The following is a 24,449-nucleotide window of genomic DNA, read 5'->3' as shown; positions in this document are numbered from 1 at the left end:
AGGGGTCTCTCTCCGCGGATGCGGACCTCTCAATAGAAGCAATTTCATCCGCGGATAGAACCCCTCATCCGGCGCTTCGCGCCACCTTCTCCCACAAGGGGAGAAGGGAAGAAAGAATCCGACGTGCTCGCCTATATCGCCAGACGCATCGTCTATGTCATTCCGATCGTCATCAGCGTCGCGCTGGTGTGCTTTCTGCTCGTGCACATCACGCCGGGCGATCCGCTGGTTGCGGTGCTGCCGGCCGATGCCTCGCAGGAGCTCGCGGCGCAGTTGCGCACAGCCTACGGTTTCGACCGCCCGTTGCCCGTGCAGTTCGGCCTGTGGCTGCTGCGCGCGCTGCATGGCGATCTCGGCAACTCCATCGCGACGGGACGCCCCGTGCTCGCCGAAGTCATGCGCGCGGTCGGCAACACCGTCACGCTTGCGATTGCGGCGGCTATCATCGGCTTCACGATGGGCATCCTGCTCGGCCTGATCGCCGGCTACTTTCGCGAGACCTGGATCGACAAGGTCGCGACGTCCTTTGCCATCGCCGGCGTCTCGGTGCCGCATTATTGGCTCGGCATGGTGCTCGTCATCATCTTCTCGGTCGAGCTGAACTGGCTGCCCGCGGTCGGCGCCGGATCCGGCGGCTCCACAGCCTGGGCCTGGGACTGGGAGCATCTGAAATATCTCGTTCTGCCGGCGATTACGACCTCGGTGATCCCGATGGGCATCGTCACCCGTACCGTGCGCGCGCTGACTGGTGACATCCTCTCGCAGGATTTCGTCGAAGCGCTGCGTGCAAAGGGTCTGCACGAACGAGGGGTGTTCCGCCACATCATCAAGAACGCCGCGCCCACCGCGCTTGCGGTGATGGGCCTCCAGCTCGGTTACATGCTCGGCGGCTCGATCCTGATCGAGACCGTATTCTCGTGGCCGGGCTCCGGCTTCCTGCTCAATTCGGCGATTTTCCAGCGCGATTTGCCACTGTTGCAGGGCACGATTTTGGTGCTGGCGCTGTTCTTCGTCTTCCTCAATCTGCTGGTCGACATCGCGCAAGCCGCGATCGATCCGCGCATCAAGCGGGGCTAGCGGGATGAGGTGCCACACATTCAGTGTCGTCCCGGCGAAGGCCGGGACCCATAACCCCAGTAAGCGGTTGTGGGACGAGATGGCAACCACGAGTCCTCGCCAAATGACCTTTCGTGGTTATGGGTCCCGGCCTTCGCCGGGACGACGTTGGAAATTGCGGCAATGAGCGAGCTTCCGTTGTCCGCCACCACCACCGACGCCGCGCTCCAGGCCGCGCCCGCGACCAAGGCGCGCGGCTATTGGGCGACCGTCGGCCGCCGTATTCGTCGCGACAAGGTCAGCATGGCCTGTGCGCTGGTGCTGCTGCTGATCTTCCTCTCCGCGATCCTCGCACCGTGGCTAGGTCTCGAAGACCCCTACAAGGGCTCGATGATCCGCCGCCTGCGCCACATCGGCACATCAGGCTATCCGCTCGGCACCGACGAACTCGGCCGTGACATGCTGGCGCGGTTGATCTATGGCGGGCGGCTGTCGCTCGTTATCGGCATTCTGCCCGTGGTCCTGGCTTTCGGCATCGGCACCTCGCTCGGTCTCGTCGCGGGCTATGTCGGCGGCAAGCTCAACACAGCGATCATGCGCACGATCGACGTGTTCTACGCCTTTCCCTCCGTGCTGCTTGCGATTGCGATCTCCGGCGCGCTGGGCGCCGGCATCCTCAACTCCATCGTGTCGCTGACCGTCGTGTTCGTGCCGCAGATCACCCGCGTCGCCGAAAGCGTCACCACCGGCGTGCGCAACATGGATTTCGTCGAGGCCGCGCGCGCTTCCGGCGCCGGGCCCTTCACCATCATGCGCGTGCACATCCTCGGCAATGTGCTGGGCTCGATCTTCGTCTATGCCACCAGCCTGATCTCGGTCTCGATGATTTTGGCCGCCGGCCTCTCCTTCCTCGGCCTCGGCACCAAGCCGCCGGAGCCGGAATGGGGGCTGATGCTGAACACCTTGCGCACCGCGATCTACGTCAATCCCTGGGTCGCAGCTCTCCCCGGCGCGATGATCTTCGCGGTCTCGATCTGCTTCAACCTTCTCTCGGACGGCCTGCGCAGCGCCATGGACATCAGGAACTAGCCATGAGCGAGAGCAATACTTCCATCGCCATGCTGGAGCCGGTCGAAGACGTCGGCGGCGTCGCGCAGCCGCTGCTCCAGGTCAACGGACTCACCAAGCATTTCCCCGTGCGCGGAGGACTGTTCGCCGCCAAACGCACCGTGCGCGCCGTCGACAATGTCTCCTTCTCCATCGCCAAGGGCGAGACCGTCGGCATCGTCGGCGAATCCGGCTGCGGCAAGTCGACCACTGCGCGGCTGCTGATGCATCTGATGCCGCGCGATACCGGCGACATCATCTATGACGGCATGGCCGTCGGGCAGGCTTTGTCGCTGCGCGAACTGCGCCGCGGCATGCAGATGGTGTTTCAGGACTCTTACGCCTCGCTTAATCCGCGCCTGACCATCGAGGAATCGATCGCATTCGGCCCAAAAGTCCATGGCATGGCCGATGGTGCGGCGCGCGCACTGGCGCGCGAGCTGCTCGGCAAGGTCGGCTTGCTCCCTGCAAACTTCGCAAATCGCTATCCGCATGAGATCTCCGGCGGCCAGCGCCAACGCGTCAACATCGCACGCGCGCTGGCGCTGTCGCCGCGGCTGGTGATCCTCGATGAGGCCGTCTCCGCGCTCGACAAATCGGTCGAGGCGCAGGTGCTCAATCTGCTTGCCGATCTCAAGCGCGAGTTCGGCTTGACCTATCTCTTCATCAGCCACGACCTCAACGTCGTCCGCTACATCAGCGATCGTGTGCTGGTGATGTATCTCGGCGAGGTCGTCGAGCTCGGCCCGGTCGACCAGGTCTGGGACAAGCCGGCGCATCCCTATACGCGCGCGCTACTGGCCGCGATGCCGTCCTCTGACCCGGACCGCCGCACCGAAAAACCGCCGATCACCGGCGATCCGCCCAATCCGATCGATCCGCCCCCGGGCTGTCGCTTCCACACCCGTTGCGCGTTTGCGGAGCCGCTCTGCGCAAATGCTGCACCAAAGCTCACCGCCGTCGATAGAATGGGCCACGAGGCCGCGTGCTACATGGCAATCCCTGGTTCAGGCCATAGCCGTGCGCCCCGAGAGGACATCGCATGACGAGACCCACGACCAAAGAGATCAAGGCGACAGCGCAAGTCGCCGGCATTCCCGTCGACGATGAGATTGCGACGCGCATCTCCAATTCCATCGGACCCGCCTTCGAAGGCTTTGCGGCCATCGCCGGCACGCTGCCGTTCGATCTCGAGCCCGCGCTCTACGTGCTCGCACAGACCACCAAGGTGTCGAAATGAGCACCGAGCCTGCATTGATGACGCTCACCGAGGTTGCGCGTGCGATCGCGATGAAGCAAGTGTCCTCGCATGAGGCGACTCGCGCGCTGCTGCACCGCATCGCGCAGTGGCAGCCGCACCTCAACGCCTTCATGTCGATCGAATCGGAGGCCGCGCTGAAGGCGGCAGATGCCGCCGACGCCGAGCTCGCCAAAGGCAACGTCCGCGGTCCGCTGCATGGCGTGCCGCTCGCGCACAAGGACATGTATTACGATGCGGGTCGCGTAGCGACCTGCGGTTCGCTGATCCGCCGCGATTTCGTGCCGACCACCACCTCCACCGCCTTGCAGCGGCTGAAGGACGCCGGCCAGGTCCGCCTCGGCACGCTGCATCTCGCCGAATTCGCCTATGGCCCGACCGGCCACAACGCCCATTACGGTCCGGTGCGCAATCCCTGGAACGTCGCGCATATCACCGGCGGCTCGTCGTCGGGGTCGGGCTCGTCGGTCGCCGCGCGCCTGACCTATGCCGCGCTCGGCTCCGACACCGGCGGCTCGATCCGGATGCCCGCGCATTTCTGCGGCGTCACGGGGCTCAAGACCACCTGGGGCCGCGTCAGCCGTGCCGGCGCGATGCCGCTGTCGCAATCGCTCGACACCGTCGGCCCGCTCGCCCGCACCGCCGAGGATTGCGCGCTGCTTCTGGCGTTGATGGCCGGTCCCGATCCCGAAGATTCGACCGCGAGCCACGAGCCGCTGTCGGACTATGTCGCCGCGACCAAGGGCTCGCTCAAGGGCTTGAAGATTGGCGTGCCTGCGTCCTTCTATGTCGACGATCTCGACAGCGAAGTCGCGCGCGTGCTCGACGAGACCATCGCCGTGCTCAAGCGCGAAGGCGCCGATATTGTCACGGTCGAGCTGCCCGATCAGCGGCAATTGTCCTCCGCGAGCCAACTTGTGCTCGCGGCCGAAGCGGCCGCATTCCACAAGCGCTGGATGATCGAGCGTCCCCAGGATTATGGCTCGCAGGTGTTGATGCGGCTTCAGAACGGGCTCGCCGTTCCCGCCATCACCTATCTGGAGGCGATGCGCTGGCGCGGGCCCGCGCTCGCCGCGCACAATGCGGCCACCGCCGGCGTCGATGCGGTGATCGCACCGGCATCTCCGGTGCCGGCGCCCACGATTGAGGAAAGCGATGTCGGCGGCGGGCCGAACGCGCCGGCGCTGTTGCAGCGGCTGACGCTGTTCACCCGCCCGGTGAACTTCCTGGGCCTGCCGTCGCTGACCGTGCCGTCCGGCTTCACCAAAAGCAGCCTGCCGATCGGCATGCAGCTGATCGGCCGCTCCTTCGATGAAGCGACCTTGCTCACCATCGGCGCCGCCTTCCAGCGCGTCACCGATTACCACGACCGGGTGCCCAAGCTGCCGTCATGACAAAGCTCGTCGACATCTCAGGCCTTAACATCCGCTTCACCGGCGAGCGCACGGTCTATGCCGTGAACGATCTCAGTCTCACGCTCGGCGATGGCGAGGTGCTGGGCCTGCTCGGCGAGTCCGGTTCGGGCAAGAGCGTGACCTTGCGCGCGTTGATGCGGCTGTTGCCGAAGAAGCGCACGCAGATCGCAGGCACCGTCAACGTCATGGGGCGCGATGTGCTGGCCATGAACGACGAGGAGCTGTCGTCGTTCCGCGGCCAGACCGTGTCGATGATTTTTCAGGAGCCCGCGCTGGCGCTCGATCCGGTCTACACCATCGGCGCGCAGATCGCCGAGAGCGTGGTGCGCCACGAGGGCAAGAGTTACGCGGAAGGCCGTGCGAGAGCCTTGGAGATGCTCGAGGTCGTGCGCATCCCGTCCGCAAAGCGCCGCTTGGATGCCTATCCGCACGAAATGTCCGGCGGCATGCGTCAGCGCGCCATGATCGCGCTGGCGCTGGCCTGCCGGCCGAAGATCTTGCTCGCGGACGAGCCGACCACGGCGCTCGATGCCACCGTGCAGATCCAGATATTGTTGCTCTTGCGCGAGCTACAGCGCGAGTTCGGCATGTCCGTCATCTTCGTCACCCACGACATCGGCGTCGCCATCGAGATTTGCGACCGCGTCGCGGTGATGTATGCCGGCCAGATCGTGGAGCAGGGGACGCTTCGCGACATCGTCCGTTCGCCGGTGCATCCCTACGCCAAGGGCCTGCTCGCCTCCACCATCCATGGCGCCAAGCGGGGGGCAAGGCTCGAGACCATCCCCGGCACGCCGCCGTCGCTGGCCGAGAGGCCGCATAACTGCTCCTTCGCCCCACGTTGTTCGGTGGCGCAGCCCCGCTGCGTCGAGCAGCTGCCGCCGAATGTGGAGGTGGGGCCGGGCCGGGCGGCAAGGTGTGTGCTGGCGGACGCCGTGGTCGCGTCGTAGGCCGGCCGCGCCTGATCTCGAAAATCCCCTGCGCCAGCACCGAGTTGTCACGATTCACCGGGCGTACTCGGTGAAGAGCTGTTCTACTGTGCATGGGGTTGTTTTCGACATTTTTGCCTGCGCGCGGAGGCCTCCGGGAGAGCGGGGAACAGCATTCAGACCCCATTCATCCCGATTCCGGTTCCATGCGGCCGTTCACGGAGAGGGATCTGACTTATGTACATTTCGAATGAAGGCCTGCTCGTCATCCTGTTCGTCGGCCTCGTGGCCGGCTGGCTGGCCGGCAAGATCGTGCGGGGCGCAGGCTTCGGCATCATCGGCGACATCGTGATCGGCATTGCCGGTGCGTTTGTCGCGACGTTCCTGTTCCCCAAGCTCGGCATTCATATCGGTACCGGGCTGGTATCGGAGATCATTTATTCCGCCATCGGCGCGGTCATCCTGCTGCTGGTGGTGCGGCTGGTGCGCGGCGGCGGCCGGTTCTAGGCTTCTCGGTTCAGCGAAGCGGAACTTTGCGCCTCTCCCCAGGCTGGGGAGGGGCGTATTTGTCTGCTATAAAAAGCCGCGAAGACTGTGAAATACCGGACTTGCGCATCAGGCCATCCGCGGTAGATGTGACGTAATCAAGGTCCTGGATTAATTCGATTGCGCCGCACGCGGGAGAGAACGCGATATTAATCCGGGGCAAGTACCCCTCAATGTACCTTTGAAATCAGGGGTTTCTGCCCCTCGCCCGAAAGAGATCAGACTGATGGCAGCCGTTCCCGGCCTCCGCCGTTCAGAGCTCGGTGATGCGCTGCGTGCCTGCCGCACGGCGTTGATCGGCCTCGGCTTCATGAGCTGCATGATCAACCTACTCTATCTGACCGGGTCGATCTTCATGCTTGAGGTCTACGACCGGGTGCTGCCGAGCCGCAGCATCCCGACCCTCGTCGGCCTGATCGTCCTCGCCGGCGGCCTCTATATGGCGCAGGGCGTGCTCGACATGATCCGCAGCCGCATCCTGGGACGGATCGGCACCGCGCTCGACGAAGCCCTCAACAAGCGTGTGTTCGACACCATCGTGCGCCTGCCGCTGCTGGTCGGCAGCCGCAACGAGGGACTTCAGCCGCTGCGCGACCTCGACAATGTCCGCTCCTTCCTCGGCGGCATGGGGCCGAGCGCGTTCTTCGACCTGCCCTGGCTGCCGCTCTATCTCGCCATCTGTTTCGCCTTCCATGTCATGATCGGCCTCACCGCACTGGTCGGCGCCATCATCCTGGTCGGGCTGACGCTGGTCACCGAGTTCCTGTCCCGCCAGCCGGCGAAAGAGGCGATGGGCCTTGCCGCCCAGCGCAACGATCTCGCCCAGTCCAGCCGCCGCAACGCGGAAGTGCTGGTGTCGATGGGCATGGCCGGCCGGTTGAACCAGCGCTGGAGCGAGGCCAACGAAAAATATCTCGCCGGCAATCAGCGTGCGAGCGACGTCGCCGGCGGTCTCGGCGCGGTCGCCAAAGTGTTGCGCATGATGCTGCAATCGGCGGTGCTCGCGGTCGGCGCCTATCTCGTCATCCACCAGGAGGCGACCGCCGGCATCATCATCGCAGGCTCGATACTCTCCGCCCGCGCGCTGGCGCCGGTCGATCTCGCGATCGCGCATTGGAAATCCTTCGTCACCGCACGCCAGAGCTGGCACCGCCTCAGCCGTCTTCTGGAACAGATGCCGGCGCAAACGATGCCGACCCAGTTGCAGGCGCCCACCAGCCGCCTCTCGGTCGAAGGCGTCGCCATGGTGCCGCCGGGCGACCAGCGTCTCATCGTGCAGGACATCACTTTTGCGCTCGAAGCCGGCCACGGCCTCGGCGTGATCGGGCCGAGCGGCTCCGGCAAATCGTCGCTGATCCGGGCGCTGGTCGGCGTCTGGCAACCGGCGCGCGGCAAGGTGCGGCTCGACGGCGCGGCGCTCGACCAGTGGGCGTCCGACATGCTCGGCCGCCATATCGGCTATCTGCCGCAGGACGTCGAACTGTTCGGCGGCACCATCGCGCAGAACATCAGCCGCTTCGATCCCGAGGCCACGTCTGACGGCATCATCGGCGCGGCGAAAGAAGCCGGCGTGCACGAGATGATCATCAAGATGCGCGAGGGCTACAACACGCAAGTGGGCGAGCAGGGCACTTCGCTCTCCGCAGGCCAGGCGCAGCGTGTGGCGCTGGCGCGCGCGCTTTACGGCAATCCGTTCCTGATCGTGCTCGACGAGCCCAATTCCAATCTCGACACCGAAGGCGACGAAGCGCTGACCCGCGCCATCCGTGCCGCGCGCGAGCGCGGTGCCATCGTCATCGTGGTGGCGCACCGGCCGATCGGCGTCGAGGCGGTCGACCAGATCCTGGTGCTGCGCGACGGCCGTATGCAGGCCTTCGGGCCGAAGGAGCAGGTGCTCGCCCAGGTGCTCCAGTCCCGCGTCGCGCCGCCGGCGCCGATCAAGATCGTCAGTGAAGGCGGAGTGGCCAAATCATGAGCACGATGACGATTGGCGGCGCAAAGCCCGGCGCGAAGAGAACCGTGCGGGAGTCGATCCGGTTTCACCTGATCCTCGGGGTCTCGATCGTGCTGGTTCTGGCCGTGGGCCTCGGCGGTTGGGCGTCGATGGTGCAGATTTCCGGCGCGCTGATCGCGCCCGGCCAGATCGTGGTCGAATCCAACGTCAAGAAGGTGCAGCATCCGACCGGCGGCGTGGTCGGCGAGGTGCGTGCCCATGACGGCGACCTGGTCAAGGCCGGCGACATCGTGGTGCGGCTCGACGACACCGTCACCAAGGCCAATCTCGCCATCGTCACCAAGAATCTCGACGCGGGGCAGGCGCGAGCGGCGCGGCTTCAGGCCGAGCAGCGCGGGCTCGACAAGCTCGAGTTTCCGCAGGCGCTGCTCGATCGTGGCAACGATCCCGACGTCAAGGTGCTGCTCTCCGCCGAAACAAAGCTGTTCGACGTTCGCGTCAACGGCCGTGCGGGGCAGAAGGCGCAGCTCCGCGAGCGCATCCAGCAGCTCAACGAGGAGATCGAGGGTCTCTCCGCGCAGGAGAAGGCCAAGGACAAGGAGATCTCGCTGGTGCAGCAGGAGCTCATCGGTGTCCGCGATCTCTATGACAAGCACCTGGTGCAGATCTCACGTCTGACCACGCTCGAACGCGACAGCGCGCGCCTCAACGGCGAGCGTGCGCAGTACATCGCCTCGCGGGCGCAGGCCAAGGGCAAGATCACCGAGACCGAGCTCCAGATCATCCAGGTCGACAAGGACATGGTGAGCGAGGTCTCGAAGGATTTGCGCGAGACCAATGACAAGATCGGCGAGTCGATCGAGCGCAAGGTCGCGGCCGAGGATCAGCTCCGCCGCGTCGACATCCGCGCGCCGCAGGACGGCATGGTGCTGCAATCGACCGTGCACACGGTGGGCGGCGTCGTCACCGCGGGCGACGCCCTGATGTTGATCGTGCCGCAGGCCGACGATCTCCAGGTCGAGGCCAAGGTCAATCCGGTCGATATCGACAAGCTCCAGATCGGCCAGAAGACGCTGCTGCGCCTCTCCGCCTTCAATCAGCGTACCACGCCCGAGCTCAACGGCGTCGTCACCCGCGTCTCGCCCGACGTCACCACCGATCAGCGCACCGGGCAGAGCTATTACACCATCCGCGTGTCGATGTCCGCGGAGGAGGTCGCCAAGCTCGGCGACTCCAGGCTGATCCCCGGCATGCCGGCGGAAGCCTTCGTCCAGACCGGCGACCGCACGATGTTCTCCTACTTGATGAAGCCGCTGCACGACCAGTTCATGCGGGCCTTCCGGGAGAAGTGACGCGCGAAGGCGCAGCATCCCGGAGCGCGCTTGGCGCGCATCCGGGATCTCGAGCGGCAGACTCGATCTCGTAGGGTGGGCAAAGGCGCAAAGCGCCGTGCCCACCATTTTTCGTTCGGCAATGAAGATGGTGGGCACGCTTCGCTTTGCCCACCCTACGCTTTCTCGTTCTTGCTATAGTTCGACTCAGGCCCCAGCAACCCGGCGTCGAACAATGCAGACCCCACCCTCCATCGCCACCGAAGCCTTCATCGACCCGGCCGCGGCCGTCGCCCGCCTCGAAGAGATCTATGAGCGCAACACAAAATTCCTGCGCGACCGGTTCGAGGCCTATGTCAACGGCGAGGCCGTCACGACGCGCGCGAGAGCCTATTATCCCTTCGTCCGGGTCACCACCGTGACGCATGCGCGGCTCGACTCGCGTCTCGCCTATGGCTTCGTGGCCCGGCCCGGTGTGCACGAAACCAGCGTGACCAGGCCGGATTTGTTCCGCAGCTATCTCACCGAGCAGATCGGATTGCTGATCCAGAATCACGGCGTGCCGGTCGAAATTGGTGAATCCAGTGAGCCGATCCCCGTTCACTTCGCCTATCGCCGCGATATCAACATTGAAGCCGCCATCACCACCAGCGAGAACTCGCCCGTGACACGGTCGCTGCGCGATGCGTTCGACGTGCCCGATCTCGCCACCATGGACGATGCGATCGCCGACGGCACGTTCGAGCTTCAGCCGGGCACGCCCGAGCCGCTGTCGCTGTTTCGCGCCGCCCGCGTCGACTACTCGCTGCGCCGGCTCTACCACTACACCGGCACCGACCCCGAGCATTTCCAGAACTTTGTCATTTTCACCAACTACCAGTTCTATGTCGATGCATTCGCCCAGCTTTGCGAGCAGCGCCTTCGGTCCGGCGAGGCGGGCCTCGACGCCTTTGTCGCGCCCGGAAACGTCATCATGCGCAATGGCGGCGCAACGACGGGTACAGCACCCGTGCGCGCGCCGCAGATGCCGGCCTTTCATCTGGTCGCGCCCGGCTATCGCGGCATTACCCTGATCAACATCGGCACCGGCCCGTCCAACGCGCGCAACGTCACCGATCACGTCGCGGTGCTGCGGCCGCACGCCTGGCTGATGCTCGGGCATTGCGCCGGCTTGCGCAACACGCAGCGGCTCGGCGACTACGTGCTCGCCCATGGCTATGTGCGCGAGGACCACGTGCTCGATCGCGAGCTGCCGCTATGGGTGCCGATCCCGGCGCTGGCCGAGATGCAGGTCGCGCTCGAAGAGGCGGTCGAAGACGTCACGGGCCTGGAAGGTTTTGAGCTCAAGCGCCTGATGCGCACGGGCACCGTTGCCAGCGTCGACAACCGCAATTGGGAGATCAGCGGTCCCGAGGTCATTCGTCGCCTGTCGCAATCGCGTGCGGTGGCGCTCGACATGGAATCGGCTGCGATCGCCGCCAACGGCTACCGCTTCCGCGTCCCCTACGGCACGCTGCTGTGCGTCTCCGACAAGCCGCTGCATGGCGAGATCAAGCTGGCGGGCATGGCCAGCGAATTCTACCGCCGCCGCGTCGGCCAGCATCTCGAGATCGGCCTGAAGGCGCTGGAGCGGCTCAAGCAGCAGGAATCGGAGCGGTTGCATTCGCGAAAGCTTCGCAGCTTCGCCGAAGTCGCGTTTCAGTAGGGCGAAGTCTCTGTTTGCTGCTGACAGGCGGAAAGATTTTTAGCATTGTCTCGTTCGGGGGCTCGACCGGGACGATTTGATGCCGCTGACGCGCGACAGGATCATCGGCCATGACCTTGAGCGGCTGGCCTTTCGCTTCACCATGATGAACGATGGCGAGGTCGTGGACTGCCAGATCAGCGACGCGGCGTTGGACGAGCTCGCGGGCATGCAGGGTACCGAAAGCAGCGCCCGCCAGGCGCAGTTCGTGTCGCTGCGCGAGACCGTCGAGCGTATCGCGTCGGATATCTATGACGAGGCACCGCGCTTCAAGGGCTACGTGGTGCGGATCTTCATGCGGCATTTGGGGCGGTAGTGTCGCTCCGTTCTCCGCTGTCTTCGCCCGGCTTGGCCGGGCGATCCAGTACTCCGAGACAGTCGTGATTGAATCGATAGGCTGCGGCGTACTGGATGCCCCGCCTTCGCGTGGCATGACAGCGGTGTTTGTGGCGATACTGCCCTCACTCACAGCACAGCAGCTCACCCCTCCAACTTCCTCAACAGCAACTTCAGCGCCGTCGCCGCAAACACCTGCATGTTCGCAAACCGGTCGTTGCTGCCCGTCTCCAGTGTGATCACCTCCGCCGCGGGCCCCGAGACCGCCATGCAGCTGTGGCCGGCCGCATCGCCGTAGCGGTTGCCGGTGGGGCCGGTGGCACCTGTTTCCGAAAGCCCCCAGTCGCTATTGAAGCGGCCGCGCATCTGCTCGGCCAGGAGTTGCGCATAAGGCTCCGAGGACGAGCGAAAGCCTTTCATGCCGTCATCCGAAATATCCATCAGCACGCGCCTGGCATCGCGGGTGTAGACCACGGCGCCGCCGAGGAAATAGGCCGACGCACCGGGCACTGCGAGCAGGCTGGCCGAGATCAGGCCGCCGGTCGAGGATTCCGCGACCGCGATGGTCTGTTTGCGCGCGATCAGTTTCGCCGCGACCTGTTCCGCAATGCCGACGAGCTCTTTCATGTCCTGTACCTCACTCCATCGCAACCGAGCTGCGCCTTCCTAGCATATGACAGCGCGATTGGCCGAGTTGCAGGCGGCGGGCAGGCCTGCTTGAATGGCAGGACGCAAGACGGCGCGGCGAAGCGCTGCGCAAAAGTAACGTCAAGAGGAAACGCAAAAGGGAGACGTCATGGCGTCCCTGATCGCCGGCGGGGTGGATTGCGACGTGCATCCGGCCGTGCCGCATCTGACCAACCTGCTGCCGTATCTCAACGACTACTGGCGCGACCAGGTGACGACGCGCGGCATGGTCGATCTCGTCTCGCAATCCTATCCGAAGAACTCACCGATCGTGGCGCGGCCGGACTGGCGTCCAGAAACCGGCAAACCCGGCGAAAGCCTCGACGACATGCAGCGCCATGTGCTTGATCCCTTTCAGCTCACGCATGCCATCTGCAATCCGCTTTATGGTGTGCAGATGGTGTTTTCCGAGGATCTGCAAGCCGCGTTCTGCGGTGCGCTGAACGCGTGGCTCGCGAAGGAATGGCTCGATCGCGATCCGCGGCTGCGCGGCTCGATCGTGATCCCCACGCAAAGCGTCGAGAAGGCCGTTGCCGAGATCGAGCGCTGCGCGCAGGACAAGCGCTTCGTGCAGGTGCTGATGCTGGTGATGGGCGACACGCCACTGGGCAAGCGCGCGCTGTGGCCGATCTACGAGGCGGCGGAACGGCTGGAACTGCCGATCGGCATCCACGCCGGTTCCGCCTATCACAATCCGCCGACCGCGGTGGGCTGGGGTTCCTACCACATCGAGGATTATGTCGGTCAGGCCCAGGCGTTCCAGACCCAGCTCACCAGCCTGATCGTCGAGGGCGTGTTCGCCAAATATCCGCGGCTGAAGATGGTGATGCTGGAATCCGGCATCTCCTGGATCTCCCCTTATCTCTGGCGTCTGCACAAATTCTGGCGCGGGGTGCGGATGGAGACGCCCTGGGTCGATCGCGCGCCGTTGGAAATTGTGCGAAGCAACATCCGCTTCTCGTTACAGCCATTTGACGCGCCGCCGGACGAAGCGACATTAATTCGCCTGTTTGATCATATGCAGTCGGATGAATTGGTCCTATTCTCCACGGACTACCCGCACTGGCAGTTCGATGGCCAGGACGCGCTGCCCGCAGGTCTCACCCCCGATCTCGTGCGCAAGATCATGATCGACAATCCGCTCGCCACCTATCCCCGCCTGACTTAGCCCGCTGCCAAAGGAGGCAAGGCGATGAATATCCAGTTCCGCGAAGGCACCGAAGCCGCTTCCCCCCTGACCGTCAAAACCGCGATCGCGGACTGCGACATCCATCCGGCGCGCGCCAGCCGTACCGAGCTCTACCCTTATCTGGCCAAACGCTGGCAGCATCATCTCGAAGTCTACGGCGTCCATGCCTATCAGGGCATGATGGAAGGGCCGCCCTATCCGAAGGCCCAGCCCAATGCCTCGCGCCGCGATGCCTATCCGCCGGAAGGCGGGCCGCAGGGCTCCTCGCTGTCGTTCATGCAGAAGCAGCTGCTCGATCCCAACAACGTGCAGTTAGGGGTGCTCAATCCGCTCAACTCCGGGCAGGGCATCCGCAACCACGAACTCTCGGCCGCGCTGTGCTCGGCGATCAACGACTGGCAGATCGACAAATGGACCAGCAAGGACAAGCGGCTGAAGGCGTCCATTGTCGTCGGCAATGAAGACGGATTGTCGGCTGCCGCCGAAATCCGCGAGCGCGCCGGCGACAAGAATTTCGTCCAGGTACTGCTGCTCAGCCGCAATGTCGAGCCGCTCGGCCAACGCCGCTACTGGCCGATCTATCAGGCCGCGGAAGAAGCCGGTTTGCCGGTCGGCGTCCACGCCTTCGGCTTCGGCGGCAACCCGATCACGCCGTCGGGCTGGCCGAGCTATTACATCGAGGAGATGGTGGGACATTCGCAGTGCCAGCAATCGGCACTGGCCAGTATTGTTCTGGAAGGCGTGTTCGAGCGCTTTCCGAAATTGAAGATGGTGATGATCGAGGCGGGCTTCGGCTGGGCGCCGTCGCTGGCCTGGCGGCTCGACAAGGTCTGGCAGCGCCTGCGCAGCGAGGTGCCGCATGTCAAACGGCCGCCGTCGGAATATATCCGCGAGCAGGTGTGGTGGACGACGCAGCCGATGGAGGATCCGGAGCGGCGCGAGGACCTGTTCGACGTCATCAAGTGGATCGGCTGGGACCGCCTGCTGTTCGCGACCGACTATCCGCATTGGGACTATGACGAGCCGTCGCGCGTGCTGCCCGCAGGCGTCAGCGAGGCTAATCGCGAGGCGTTCTATCTGGGCAATGCCAAGAAGCTTTACGGGATGAGTTGATGGCGCGGCATGTGATTGCGGCGGTCGATGAGCTGCCGCCGGGCACGCGAAAATTTCTGGAGATCGAGGGACGGCCGATCGCGGTCTTCAACATCAAGGGCGAGTATTTCGGTCTGATGAACCGCTGCCCGCATCAGGGCGCGGCGCTGTGCGAGGGCCCGCTGATCGGGCTTGCGCAATCGAGCGACCCCGGCGAGATCGAATACACCAAGCTCGGCGAGATCATCCGCTGTCCCTGGCACGGCTGGGAATTCGACATCCGCACCGGCCAATCCTACTGCGACCCCCGCCGCTTCCGCGTGAAAGCGTATGCGGCCCATGTCGAGCCGGGCGCGAGCGTGGTGAAGGGGCCGTATGTCGCGGAGACGATCCCGGTGCGGGTCGAGAGCGATTATGTGGTGGTTGAGCTGTAAGTCCCCACCGTCATTCCGGGGCGATGCGAAGCATCGAGCCCGGAATCCATTGTGCGACAGGAATGCTGGGAGAAATGGATTCCGGGCTCGCCCTTCGGGCGCCCCGGAATGACCAGCATCTAGTGGCTTGCGGCCGGTTCGCCGACCGCATTATACGTCGTCACCGCCTGGCGGCCGCCGCGATAAACGATCGATGTCGCGATGATGCCGAGGAAGGCTGCGAGCATCAGCCACAAACCGGGCGAGGCCTTGTCGCCGGTGTGCTCGATCAGCAAGGTCGAGGCGAACGGCGTGAAGGTGCCGAACAGCGCAGCAGCGAGCGCAAAGGCGAGCGAGAAGCAGGTGGTGCGGACATGCGCCGGCACGATCTCGACGAGTGCACCGAGCATGGTGCCGCTGTACATGCCGAAATAGAACGAGAACATCATCTCGACCGCGAGCAGCTTGCCGAAGGTCGGCGCCGCCACCAGCCAGGACAACGCCGGATAGGCGGTGACGAACGCCAGGCCGGCGATGGCGAGCAGCACCGGCTTGCGGCCGATGCGGTCGGACAGCGCGCCGCCGACCGGATTCCAGATGAAATTGCTGACCGCGACCAGCAGCGTGACAAGCAGGGCGTCCTGCGTCGACAGCTTCAGCACGGTCTTGCCGAAGGTCGGCGTGTAGACGGTGACGAAGTAGAACGTCGTCGTGGTCAGGATCGCGATCATCATGCCGAGGATGACGATGCGCCAGTTGGCGAGCGCGGAGGCGAACACCTCGTTCGCGGTCGGATGCTTCTTCATGGCGAGGAAGGCCGGTGTCTCTTCGAGCGTCCGCCGCAGCATGAAGATCAAGGGGATGATCAAGCAGCCCACGAAGAACGGAATGCGCCAGCCCCAGGCGGCGACGGTGTCGGCCGGCATCACCTCGGACAGGAGGAAGCCGAGGATCGACGCCACGAAGATCGCAACCTGCTGGCTCGACGACTGGAACGAGGTGTAGAAGCCGCGATTGCCGGGTGTGGAGATTTCCGCAAGATAGACCGAGACGCCGCCGAGCTCGACGCCTGCGGAGAAGCCCTGCAGCAGGCGACCGAGCAGCACGATGATCGGTGCCGCGATGCCGATGCTCGCGTAGGTCGGGCAGAATGCGATGACGACAGTGCCGGCGGCCATGATGGCCAGCGTCACGATCAGGCCCTTTCGGCGGCCGATACGGTCAATGTAAGCGCCGAGCACGATGGCGCCGACGGGGCGCATCAGCGCGCCGAGCCAGAATACGCCGAAGGTGTTGAGCAGCGATGCGGTTTCATTGGTCGAGGGGAAGAACGCCTTGCCGATGGCGGCGGCATAGAAGCCGAACAGGAAGAAGTCGAACTGCTCGAGGAAATTGCCGCTGGTTGCGCGCAGGATCGCGCCGATGCGCGACTTGATCTCGGGCGGATTGGTTGATGCTGTTGGCCCAGCCATGACGTTTCTCCCCTTTTTTGACGCGGCCGGACCGGAACTCATCTTCACGGCAAGGCGACAGATTGTTGCTGTGACAATCTGACTACCCCTCTCGCGCGAGGCGTTGCGAGTCAACTTATTTTGCGACGGAAGCTGATGATTTTTCAGGCTTTATTCTGCGTTGCAGCGATCATCCACTCGCGGAAGGCGGCGAGCTTCGGCGCCTCGCGGCGCCCCTCCGGCGAGACCAGGTAGAAGCCCGCATCGGCCGGCAGCGCGATCTTGAAGGGAACCACGAGCCGGCCCTTGGCGATGTCGTCCTGGACATAGGACGTCCGTCCCATCGCCACGCCGATGCCGTCGATCGCGGCCTGGATGGTCATGAAGATCATGTCGAAGGTGATGCCGGGCTGCTTGGCAATGTCGGCGGGCAGGCCTGCCGCCGTCAGCCACAGCCGCCAATCGTCGCTGTTGGCGTTGGACGTGTGCAGCAGTGGATAGCCCCTCAGATCCTCCGGCTGGCGTAGAGGCCTGTCGCCGCGCAGCAGCGAAGGGCTGCACACCGGAAACAGCTCGTCCGCCATCAGCCAGTCGGCGCGCAGGCCCGGCCACTGGCCACGGCCGTAGCGGATCGCCGCATCGACATTGTCGCGCTGGAAGTCGACGAGGCTGGTCGAGGTGGTGATGCGGACATCGATGCCGGGATGCGCCTCCTGGAAATCGGTCAGTCGCGGCAGCAGCCACTTCGCGGCGAGTGAGGCCAGCGTCGAGATGGTCAGCACCTTGTCGTCGTCCTTGCGCAGCAGCCGGTCGGTGGCGAGCCTCAGATCGTTGAAGGCGGCGCGGACGCCCGGCAGGTAGTCGCGCGCCTCAGGCGTCAGCGCCAATGCGCGGTTCTGCCGGATGAACAGGCGGATGCCGAGCTCCTCCTCGAGCCTGCGGATCTGATGGCTGATCGCGGTCTGCGTCACGTTGAGCTCGGCGGCCGCCAGCGTGAAGCTGAGATGGCGCGCGGCGGCCTCGAACGCCCGCAATCCGTTCAGGGAAGGCAATCTGGCAGTCATTTGGCAGCAGGATGCATGAGCTTATTTCATGCGAAGGGGTACAAATTGTCGTTTGTCGAAACGCGCGCGCGGGCAGATATTAGCATCCAAGTTAGCTCGAGGAGCTTAAAATGTCTACTTACACCGATAATTCGATGACAAATCATCATGCGCCCGGCCTGATCTACCAGATCGGCGAAACGATCCATGTCTGGCACGAGCGCTACCGGACCCGTCGCGAGCTGACCCACTGGACCGCCCGCGATCTCCACGACGTCGGCCTGTCCTGGACCGACGTGGCCTTTGAGGCCGACAAACCCTTCTGGCGGGCCTGATTGGCCGCCAGGCCGGCGCCGCCTGATCACAGGGGCGCCTGCGGTCCCTTTTTCGCGAGGGAAATTTCTGAAGGCACGTGTCATGAGCATTCTTCGCCTGGAAGATCTGAAGCAATATTCGGACACGCTGCGCACCCGGCAAGGTGAGGCGCTCGACGTCCGCTTCGTCGAGCCGCGCGACACCGACGAGCTGCAGCATTATTTCCGTTCGCTCACGACCCGCTCCCGTTACAACCGCTTCTTCGGCGCCATCAACGAATTGCCGAAGGGGCTGCTGCACGACTTCCTCCAGGTCGGCGAGCGCCAACGTTTCACGGTCGTCGCGACCATGACGGTCGACGGTTTTGACACGATCGTTGCTGAGGCCCGTTATGCGCTCCACGAGCAGAGTGCGACGCTCGAGTTCGGTCTCTCGGTCGATGACCGCTGGCAAAGCCACGGCATCGCCACCGCCCTGCTGAAGAATTTGGAATGCCGCGCAGCCGCGCTTCGAGCGGAGCACATGTTCGGCGACACGCTGCGCTCCAACCAGGCCATGATCTCGCTCGCGCGCAAATCCGGCTTCGCCTTCGTCAACCATCCGGACGACTGGAAGCTGGTGCGCTTCGACAAGGAGATCAATGTCGCGCCGAAGGACATTCCCTGCGCCAGCTGGCGCCTCGCCGCTCTTTCCCGTCAGGCCGTAAGCCCCTCAGCCTCGGCCTGACACCACTCCAAGCCCGGCTCTGTTGATTCAGAGCCGGGCATTTTTTTGCGCCTCATTCGAACTTGGCCGGCACCGAGGCCGGCCGGGTCGCATCCAACAAAAACATCACCAGTTGGTCCAGGTCCGTCGTCCCGTCGCTGAAGACTTCCATGGCCATGTCCGGGCCGTGGCCGACCATCGACTTGCCAGCTTCGGTGCGGCTGACGCCGTGCGGCGTTCGCTGGCCGACCTGGCCGGCGAGCACATAGAACGATTCCGAGCCGGGATGGGAATGCACCGGCGTCCTGGAGCCGGGCGGACCGCCGGCGTGATTGATTTGCAGCAGATATTCCGGTGCCGAGAAGACCGGTATCGGCCCGATCTCGGCGGCTGTCGTGCCGCCAGGCGTCATGCCGCCTTTCGGGCCGAGCGTGAACAGCCAGACCTTGCCCGAGACTTCGGCGGCCAATGACGTCGGGCTTGCGCTCGCAGCGTTTTGCGCCAGATCGAGTGTGGGGAAATTCTCGACGCGCCAATAGAGCTCTCCCGGTGGGAGGCCACTCAATTTTTTCTGCGCGACCTGAGTGACGACGAATTTTCCCGGCTCGGCTGCTGGCGCCGGCAATATCGTCATCGCAAACAGCGAGACCATCGAAGCAATGAGGTAGTAGGTGCCTGATCTTCGCGGGCTCATGGTGTCACTCCTCGATTGCTCGTCAACCAAGTAGCTGCGTAGCCCGGATGGAGCGAAGCGCAATCCGGGATCCTCGCTGCGTAGGTAGGCTCGTCGGATTACGCTTCGCTCCATCCGGGCTACATTGGAGCCGCTACCCCCCCCCCGCGAACACCGCCTTGCGCTTCTCGATGAAGGCCTGCACCGCCTCCTTGTGATCGGCGGTTGTGGTCAGGCGCATCAGCCGTTCGGCTTCGTGGTCGCGGGCGGTCTCGAAATCGAATTGCAGGGCCTCGTCGAGATTGTCCTTCATGTAGCGCAGCGCGAGGCGCGGGCCTTCGGCGAGCGACTTGGCCAGCGCGAAGGCCTCAGTCTGCAATTTGTCGTCGGGCACCACGCGGTTGACGAGGCCGATGGCCTCGCAGCGCGCCGCGTCGACCTTGTCGCCGGTGAACATCAGCTCGCGCGCCCGTGCGGTGCCGACGAGCCGGGTCAGCAGCCAGGCGATACCGTAATCGCCGCTCAGCGCGATACGAGCATAGCCGGTGGCGACGAAGGCTGATTGCGCGGCAATGCGGATGTCGCAGGCCATGGCGATGGCAAGTCCCGCGCCGGCCGCCGGTCCTGGCAGTGCAGCGATCGTCGGCTTGCGGACGGACACCAGCGCGCCGGTGAGCAGCCGCTGTCGCTCCTGGAGATCGGCGACCTTTTCCTCGAGCGACATTTCCAGCTTCTTCGGGTCGCGATGCGCGCCCATGCCCTTGACGTTGCCGCCGGCGCAGAACGCTTCGCCGGCGCCGGTGATCAGCAGCGCGCCGACATTGGGGTCTTCGCCGCAGGTCCGGATCATCGTGCGCAGCGCCGGCGTCAGCGTGTCGGACAGCGAGTTGCGTGCCTCCGGCCGGTTCAGCGTGATCACCGCGACGCGGTCGCGGATGACGCAGAGCAGTTCATTGGTGCCGGTGTCGACGGTGGTTTCCGTGGTCATGTCGCTCCCTCTGCTCTTGTAGGGTGGGCAAAGCGAAGCGTGCCCACCATTTGCGTCCTCGTCGTCACTGGTGGGCACGGCGCGATGCGCCTTTGCCCACCCTACGGCAGTCGTGCCTCAAAACTTCTCCACCCAGGGCCGCAGCTCCAGCTCCCAGCTCCAAGCGCTGCGCGGCTGCTGCAGCACGTTCCAATAGCTCTCCGCGATCGCATCGGGATCGAGCATCGAATCCGGCTTGTCCGTCGGCTCGGTGCGCGCTGTGCTCTTGATGCCGCCGTCGATCACGAAATGCGCGACGTGGATGCCTTGCGGCGACAGCTCGCGCGCCATGCTTTGTGCGAGCCCGCGCAGCGCGAACTTGCCCATCGCGAACGGAGCGGATTGCGCATAGCCCTTGACGCTTGCCGAAGCGCCGGTGAACAGGATCGCGCCGTGCTTGTTCGGCAGCATGCGCTTCGCGGCCTGCTGCGCCACCAGGAAACCGCCATAGCCGCTGACCGCGATGGCTTGAGCAACGTCGGCGGGGACCAGATCGATGAACGGCCCGCGCGCGCGGCCGCTGGCGTTGTAGACGACAAGGTCGGGGGTACCGATCTCGCGCTCGACCAGGCCGAACAGGCGCTCGACCTCCTCCGGCTCCGTGGCGTTGCAGGCATAGGCCTTGGCGCCGGTCTCGCTACAGAGTGCGCCGAGCTTCTCGATCTTTCGCGCGGCGAGTGCGACGCGAATCCCCTGGGCGGATAGCAGCCGCGCCAGCGAGGCGCTGAGGCCTTCGCCGGCGCCGACAATGAGCGCGATCTTGTACTTTGGGTGTTCCATGGCGTGATCTCTCGAAGACTGGGAGCCGTTGATCTATGCATCCGTCGCGCGGACAACCAGCCGGCTTGATCACAATTCCGCAGAGCGAATTGCTCCCTCGCGGCGATCATGCCTCCCTGACAATTTGCGGCTTTATCCAATCTGTCGGCTGGAGCATGATCGACATCATCCCAAGCGGCAAGCGTTAAAGCAGCGCAAAATGACCGCAGGGCGCGGAAACGAAGAGGACGATCATGCACAAGCCGGTCCCAGCGCAGCCGAAAAATGTCGCGGCCGCACCATCCGGCCTGCTGGCACCCGATACGTCAGGCATGAATTTCTATCGCGCCGATCCGGCGCTGACGGACCTGTTGCGCATCCATCTGCCGGAGGCGCTGTTCCGCCACATCGAACCGCATCTCGATCGCCTGGGTGAATTGGCCGGCGGCCCGCTCGATGACTATGCGCGGCTGGCTGACCGGCACATGCCGGTGCTGCACCAGCGCGATAAGTTCGGCCGCGACGTGCAGTGGATCGAATACCACCCGGCCTATCGCGAACTGGAGAAGGCCGCGTTCGGCGAGTTCGGCATCCATGCGCTCTCGATCCGCAAGGGCATCATGGGCTGGCCCGACAAATATCCTGTCGTGGCCAAGCACGCCTTCACTTTTCTGTTCAACCAGACCGAATTCGGCATGGGTTGCCCGATCAACGTCACCGACGGTTGCGCAAAGCTCTTGGCGAATTTCGGCAGCGACGCGCTGAAGGCGAAATATCTCGACGGCCTGACCTCGACCGACATGAGCAAGCTGACCCAGGGCGGCCAGTTCATGACCGAGAAGGAAGGCGGCTCCGACGTCGGCACGCTGACCACGCGCGCGGTGCAGGAGGGCGACCATTGGCGCCTCACCGGCGAGAAATGGTTCTGCTCGAACGCGGACGCCAAGGTCGTGATGCTGCTGGCGCGTCCCGAAGGCGCCGGGCCCGGCACGCGCGGCGTCGGCCTGTTCCTGATGCCGCGCTTCCTCGACGACGGCTCGCAAAACCACTACCGGATCGTGCGGCTGAAGGACAAGCTCGGCACGCGCTCGATGGCGTCGGGCGAGATCAAGCTCGAAGGCGCGATCGCGTACGCGGTCGGCAAGCTCGACCGCGGCTTCGTGCAGATGGCCGAGATGGTGAACTCGTCGCGGCTCTCCAACGGCGTCAAGTCGACTGCGCTGATGCGCCGCGCCTATCATGATGCGATGACGGTGGCGAAGAACCGCGTGGTGTTTGGTAACCGCATCATTGACCTGCCGCTCGGCCGGCGCCAGATGCTGAAGATCATGCTGCCGGTCGAGCAGGCGCTGTCGATGAGCTTTCTCACCGCCGATGCGCTCGACCGTGCCGAGGCCGGCAGCCAGGATGCAGCGGCGCTGCTGCGCATCCTGACGCCGACGCTCAAATTCCGCGCCACGCGCGATGCGCGAAAAGTCTGCGGCGATGCGCTCGAGATGCGCGGCGGCATCGGCTATATCGAGGAATTCGCCACTCCGCGACTGCTTCGCGATGCGCATCTCGGCTCAGTCTGGGAAGGCACCGGCAACATCGTCGCCATCGATGCGCTGAGGCGCGCCGTCGGCCGCCACGGCGCCGAATCCGCGCTTGCCGCCGATCTGCACGCCCGGCTCGACGACAGTGCGTCCGTGCCGCAGGCCTGGCGCGACCGTTTGCGCGGTCTCGTTGATCGCGCGGTTGGCTTCGCGCGTGAGGTTGCAGGCAAATCCGAGAACGAAGCCGATGCGCGGCGCGCGACGAGCCTGCTCTACCATGTCGCAAGCGCCGTCGCGCTCGCTTGGGAAGCGCACCGCATCCACGACATGCGCGGCGATGCGCGCAGGCTGCTGCTCTCGCGCCTCGTGATCGATCATCGGGTGTCGCCGAGCGATCCGTTCCGGCTCACGGAAAATGCCGCGCAGCAGAAGATCGCCGCACTGCTGCTCGGCGATTGCGATGCCGGTATGAGCGAGGTTGGCGAACTGGTTCTGGCAGCGTAGGCTGCGCCCGCGTTCAAAGCAAAAAAAGCGATAGGGAGTGCTCGATGAAGGCCGCGGTCCTCTATGAAGTCAACAAGCCTCTGGTCATCGAGGATATCAGCTTGCCGAAGCCGGGCCCGCGCGAGGTCCTGATCCGCACGTCGGTCGCCGGACTCTGCCATTCCGATTTGCACTTCATGGAAGGTCTTTATCCGCACCCGCTGCCCGCGGTGCTCGGTCATGAATCGGCCGGCGTGGTCGAGCAGGTCGGCTCCGACGTCACCTATGTGAAGCCCGGCGACCACGTCGTCACCTGCTTGTCCGTGTTCTGCGGCACCTGCGACAACTGCACCACGGGCCGTACCGTGCTCTGCACCGACACGACGGTGAAGCTGCTGCCGGGCGTCTCCAACCGGATGCAGTGGTCTCGCTCCGAGAAGCTGCATCAGTTCCTCAATCTCTCGTCCTTTGCCGAGCAGATGCTGGTGCACGAAAATGCCATCGTGAAAATCAGGAAGGAGATGCCGCTCGATCTTGCCGCGCTGATCGGCTGCGGCGTCATCACCGGCTACGGCGCGGTGGTGAACACCGCGAAGGTGACGGCTGGCGAGACCGTCGCGGTGATCGGCTGCGGCGGCGTCGGCATGGCCGCGATCAACGGCGCGCAGATTGCGGGCGCCGGTCGCATCATCGCCATCGACACCAATCCGGCAAAGCTCCAGCTCGCGACCAAGCTGGGGGCCACCGACATCATCAATCCCGCCGACGGCGACGTGGTGAAGCAGGTGCGCGATCTCACCAATGGCGGCGTGCATCATTCCTTCGAGGTGCTCGGTCGCAAGGAAACCGCGGAGCAGGCTTTTGGCATGCTCGCCTCCGGCGGGACTGCGACCATCGTCGGCATGATCCCGTTCGGCCAGAAGATCGAGCTGCACGGCTTCGACTTCCTGCGCGAGCGCAGAATCCAGGGATCCTCGATGGGCTCGAACCACTTTCGCGTCGACATGCCGCGGCTGGTCGATTTCTACCTGCGCGGACGGCTGCATCTGGAGGACTGGATCTCGGCCAAGCTGAAGCTGTCGGAGATCAACGAGGGTTTTGCCAACATGAAAGCCGGCAAGACGCTGCGCAGCGTGATCATGTTCGATAGCTGAGCCACAACTGACCGTGTCATCGCCGGCGAAGGCGCTGTTATCTCAGCTCCGGTGTCATCGCCCGGCTTGACCGGGCGATCTAGTACGCCGCAGCGGGAGTTGTGTGTACCAATTGTCGCCGCGGCGTACTGGATGCCCCGCCTTCGCGGGGCATGACGGCGGAGAGTGGGTTACGCCTTGCTCCACGCCATTTTGCTCCGTCATTGCGAGGAGCCCTTGCGACGAAGCAATCCAGACTGTTTCCGCG

Annotated in this window: 24 protein-coding genes; 18 read left to right on the top strand and 6 right to left on the bottom strand. The window is 64.5% G+C overall.

The genetic code is table 11. The features are described 5' to 3' along the window. Positions 1-123: 123 nt before the first annotated feature. The 11 genes from UP06_RS21660 to UP06_RS21610 all read left to right on the top strand — a co-directional run bounded on the left by UP06_RS21660 (position 124) and on the right by UP06_RS21610 (position 11,656). A complete protein-coding gene (locus UP06_RS21660) occupies positions 124-1,077 on the top strand; it encodes an ABC transporter permease (RefSeq protein WP_045005589.1) in 954 nt (317 codons plus the stop codon). Between the two features lie 162 nt (positions 1,078-1,239). Further along, positions 1,240-2,145 carry an ABC transporter permease gene (locus UP06_RS21655; RefSeq protein WP_045005588.1) on the top strand — a complete coding sequence of 302 codons (906 nt, stop codon included), beginning with the start codon at positions 1,240-1,242 and terminating at the stop codon, positions 2,143-2,145. Between the two features lie 2 nt (positions 2,146-2,147). Next, entirely contained in the window at positions 2,148-3,209 is a 1,062-nt protein-coding gene (locus UP06_RS21650) for an ABC transporter ATP-binding protein (protein ID WP_045005587.1), read from the top strand. After that, positions 3,206-3,403, top strand: coding sequence for a hypothetical protein (locus UP06_RS21645; protein WP_045005586.1), 198 nt, complete (start codon positions 3,206-3,208; stop codon positions 3,401-3,403). Before UP06_RS21650 ends, UP06_RS21645 begins: the two co-directional genes overlap by 4 nt. Beyond that, the gene (locus tag UP06_RS21640; protein ID WP_045005585.1) at positions 3,400-4,815 is read left to right on the top strand and encodes an amidase; all 1,416 of its coding nucleotides are present in this window, start codon (positions 3,400-3,402) and stop codon (positions 4,813-4,815) included. The genes UP06_RS21645 and UP06_RS21640 overlap by 4 nt, the downstream gene beginning before the upstream one ends. After that, positions 4,812-5,786, top strand: coding sequence for an ABC transporter ATP-binding protein (locus UP06_RS21635; protein ID WP_045005584.1), 975 nt, complete (start codon positions 4,812-4,814; stop codon positions 5,784-5,786). The genes UP06_RS21640 and UP06_RS21635 overlap by 4 nt, the downstream gene beginning before the upstream one ends. Positions 5,787-6,002: 216 nt before the next feature. Then, positions 6,003-6,272 carry a GlsB/YeaQ/YmgE family stress response membrane protein gene (locus tag UP06_RS21630; protein ID WP_045005582.1) on the top strand — a complete coding sequence of 90 codons (270 nt, stop codon included), beginning with the start codon at positions 6,003-6,005 and terminating at the stop codon, positions 6,270-6,272. Between the two features lie 265 nt (positions 6,273-6,537). Beyond that, positions 6,538-8,286, top strand: a complete 1,749-nt coding sequence (locus UP06_RS21625; RefSeq protein ID WP_045005580.1) for a type I secretion system permease/ATPase — start codon at positions 6,538-6,540, stop codon at positions 8,284-8,286. Then, positions 8,283-9,617 carry an HlyD family type I secretion periplasmic adaptor subunit gene (locus tag UP06_RS21620; protein ID WP_045005578.1) on the top strand — a complete coding sequence of 445 codons (1,335 nt, stop codon included), beginning with the start codon at positions 8,283-8,285 and terminating at the stop codon, positions 9,615-9,617. The genes UP06_RS21625 and UP06_RS21620 overlap by 4 nt, the downstream gene beginning before the upstream one ends. A 214-nt stretch (positions 9,618-9,831) precedes the next feature. Next, a complete protein-coding gene (locus UP06_RS21615; protein ID WP_045005577.1) occupies positions 9,832-11,301 on the top strand; it encodes an AMP nucleosidase in 1,470 nt (489 codons plus the stop codon). A 79-nt stretch (positions 11,302-11,380) separates the two neighbouring features. Next, positions 11,381-11,656: a DUF1488 family protein gene (locus UP06_RS21610; RefSeq protein WP_045005575.1), complete on the top strand. Its 276-nt coding sequence runs from the start codon at positions 11,381-11,383 to the stop codon at positions 11,654-11,656. A 164-nt stretch (positions 11,657-11,820) separates the two neighbouring features. Here UP06_RS21610 and UP06_RS21605 read toward each other — a convergent pair whose 3' ends face one another. Further along, positions 11,821-12,303, bottom strand: a complete 483-nt coding sequence (locus UP06_RS21605) for a CinA family protein (protein WP_045005573.1) — start codon at positions 12,301-12,303, stop codon at positions 11,821-11,823. A 169-nt stretch (positions 12,304-12,472) separates the two neighbouring features. Here UP06_RS21605 and UP06_RS21600 point away from each other — a divergent pair, with 169 nt between their 5' ends. The 3 genes from UP06_RS21600 to UP06_RS21590 are packed head-to-tail and all read left to right on the top strand — an operon-like array spanning position 12,473 to position 15,078. Beyond that, entirely contained in the window at positions 12,473-13,531 is a 1,059-nt protein-coding gene (locus UP06_RS21600) for an amidohydrolase family protein (protein ID WP_045005572.1), read from the top strand. A gap of 24 nt (positions 13,532-13,555) precedes the next feature. Continuing rightward, complete coding sequence (locus tag UP06_RS21595) at positions 13,556-14,665, top strand: amidohydrolase family protein (protein ID WP_045005571.1); 1,110 nt, start codon at positions 13,556-13,558, stop codon at positions 14,663-14,665. Continuing rightward, positions 14,665-15,078, top strand: coding sequence for a Rieske (2Fe-2S) protein (locus UP06_RS21590; RefSeq protein WP_045005570.1), 414 nt, complete (start codon positions 14,665-14,667; stop codon positions 15,076-15,078). Before UP06_RS21595 ends, UP06_RS21590 begins: the two co-directional genes overlap by 1 nt. Positions 15,079-15,197: 119 nt before the next feature. Here UP06_RS21590 and UP06_RS21585 read toward each other — a convergent pair whose 3' ends face one another. Together UP06_RS21585 and UP06_RS21580 are read right to left on the bottom strand one after the other, a co-directional pair. Next, positions 15,198-16,529: an MFS transporter gene (locus UP06_RS21585; RefSeq protein WP_045005569.1), complete on the bottom strand. Its 1,332-nt coding sequence runs from the start codon at positions 16,527-16,529 to the stop codon at positions 15,198-15,200. A gap of 143 nt (positions 16,530-16,672) precedes the next feature. Further along, positions 16,673-17,572, bottom strand: a complete 900-nt coding sequence (locus tag UP06_RS21580; protein WP_045005567.1) for a transcriptional regulator GcvA — start codon at positions 17,570-17,572, stop codon at positions 16,673-16,675. 110 nt (positions 17,573-17,682) lie between these two features. Between UP06_RS21580 and UP06_RS21575 the strand changes: the two genes are divergently transcribed. Continuing rightward, entirely contained in the window at positions 17,683-17,886 is a 204-nt protein-coding gene (locus UP06_RS21575; protein WP_045005565.1) for a DUF1127 domain-containing protein, read from the top strand. 82 nt (positions 17,887-17,968) lie between these two features. Next, entirely contained in the window at positions 17,969-18,592 is a 624-nt protein-coding gene (locus UP06_RS21570) for a GNAT family N-acetyltransferase (RefSeq protein WP_045005564.1), read from the top strand. Positions 18,593-18,644: 52 nt separating this feature from the next. On the opposite strand, the gene UP06_RS21565 is transcribed toward UP06_RS21570, so the two are convergent. The 3 genes from UP06_RS21565 to UP06_RS21555 all read right to left on the bottom strand — a co-directional run bounded on the left by UP06_RS21565 (position 18,645) and on the right by UP06_RS21555 (position 21,051). Further along, the gene (locus UP06_RS21565; protein WP_045005562.1) at positions 18,645-19,265 is read right to left on the bottom strand and encodes a cupin domain-containing protein; all 621 of its coding nucleotides are present in this window, start codon (positions 19,263-19,265) and stop codon (positions 18,645-18,647) included. Positions 19,266-19,398: 133 nt separating this feature from the next. Beyond that, a complete protein-coding gene (locus tag UP06_RS21560) occupies positions 19,399-20,232 on the bottom strand; it encodes an enoyl-CoA hydratase (protein ID WP_045005560.1) in 834 nt (277 codons plus the stop codon). 117 nt (positions 20,233-20,349) lie between these two features. Next, on the bottom strand, positions 20,350-21,051 hold the full coding sequence (locus UP06_RS21555) for an SDR family NAD(P)-dependent oxidoreductase (RefSeq protein WP_045005557.1): 702 nt from the start codon (positions 21,049-21,051) through the stop codon (positions 20,350-20,352). 233 nt (positions 21,052-21,284) lie between these two features. Here UP06_RS21555 and UP06_RS21550 point away from each other — a divergent pair, with 233 nt between their 5' ends. After that, positions 21,285-23,069 (top strand): acyl-CoA dehydrogenase family protein, encoded by a 1,785-nt coding sequence (locus UP06_RS21550; RefSeq protein ID WP_045005555.1) that lies wholly within the window; start codon positions 21,285-21,287, stop codon positions 23,067-23,069. Between the two features lie 44 nt (positions 23,070-23,113). After that, positions 23,114-24,202 (top strand): Zn-dependent alcohol dehydrogenase, encoded by a 1,089-nt coding sequence (locus UP06_RS21545; protein ID WP_045005553.1) that lies wholly within the window; start codon positions 23,114-23,116, stop codon positions 24,200-24,202. The last annotated feature ends 247 nt before the right edge of the window (positions 24,203-24,449 follow it).

Source organism: Bradyrhizobium sp. LTSP857 (genome assembly GCF_000938285.1).
GTDB lineage: Bacteria > Pseudomonadota > Alphaproteobacteria > Rhizobiales > Xanthobacteraceae > Bradyrhizobium.
Note: the sequence above shows the minus strand (reverse complement) of the source record. Positions and strands in the feature narration are given on the sequence as shown.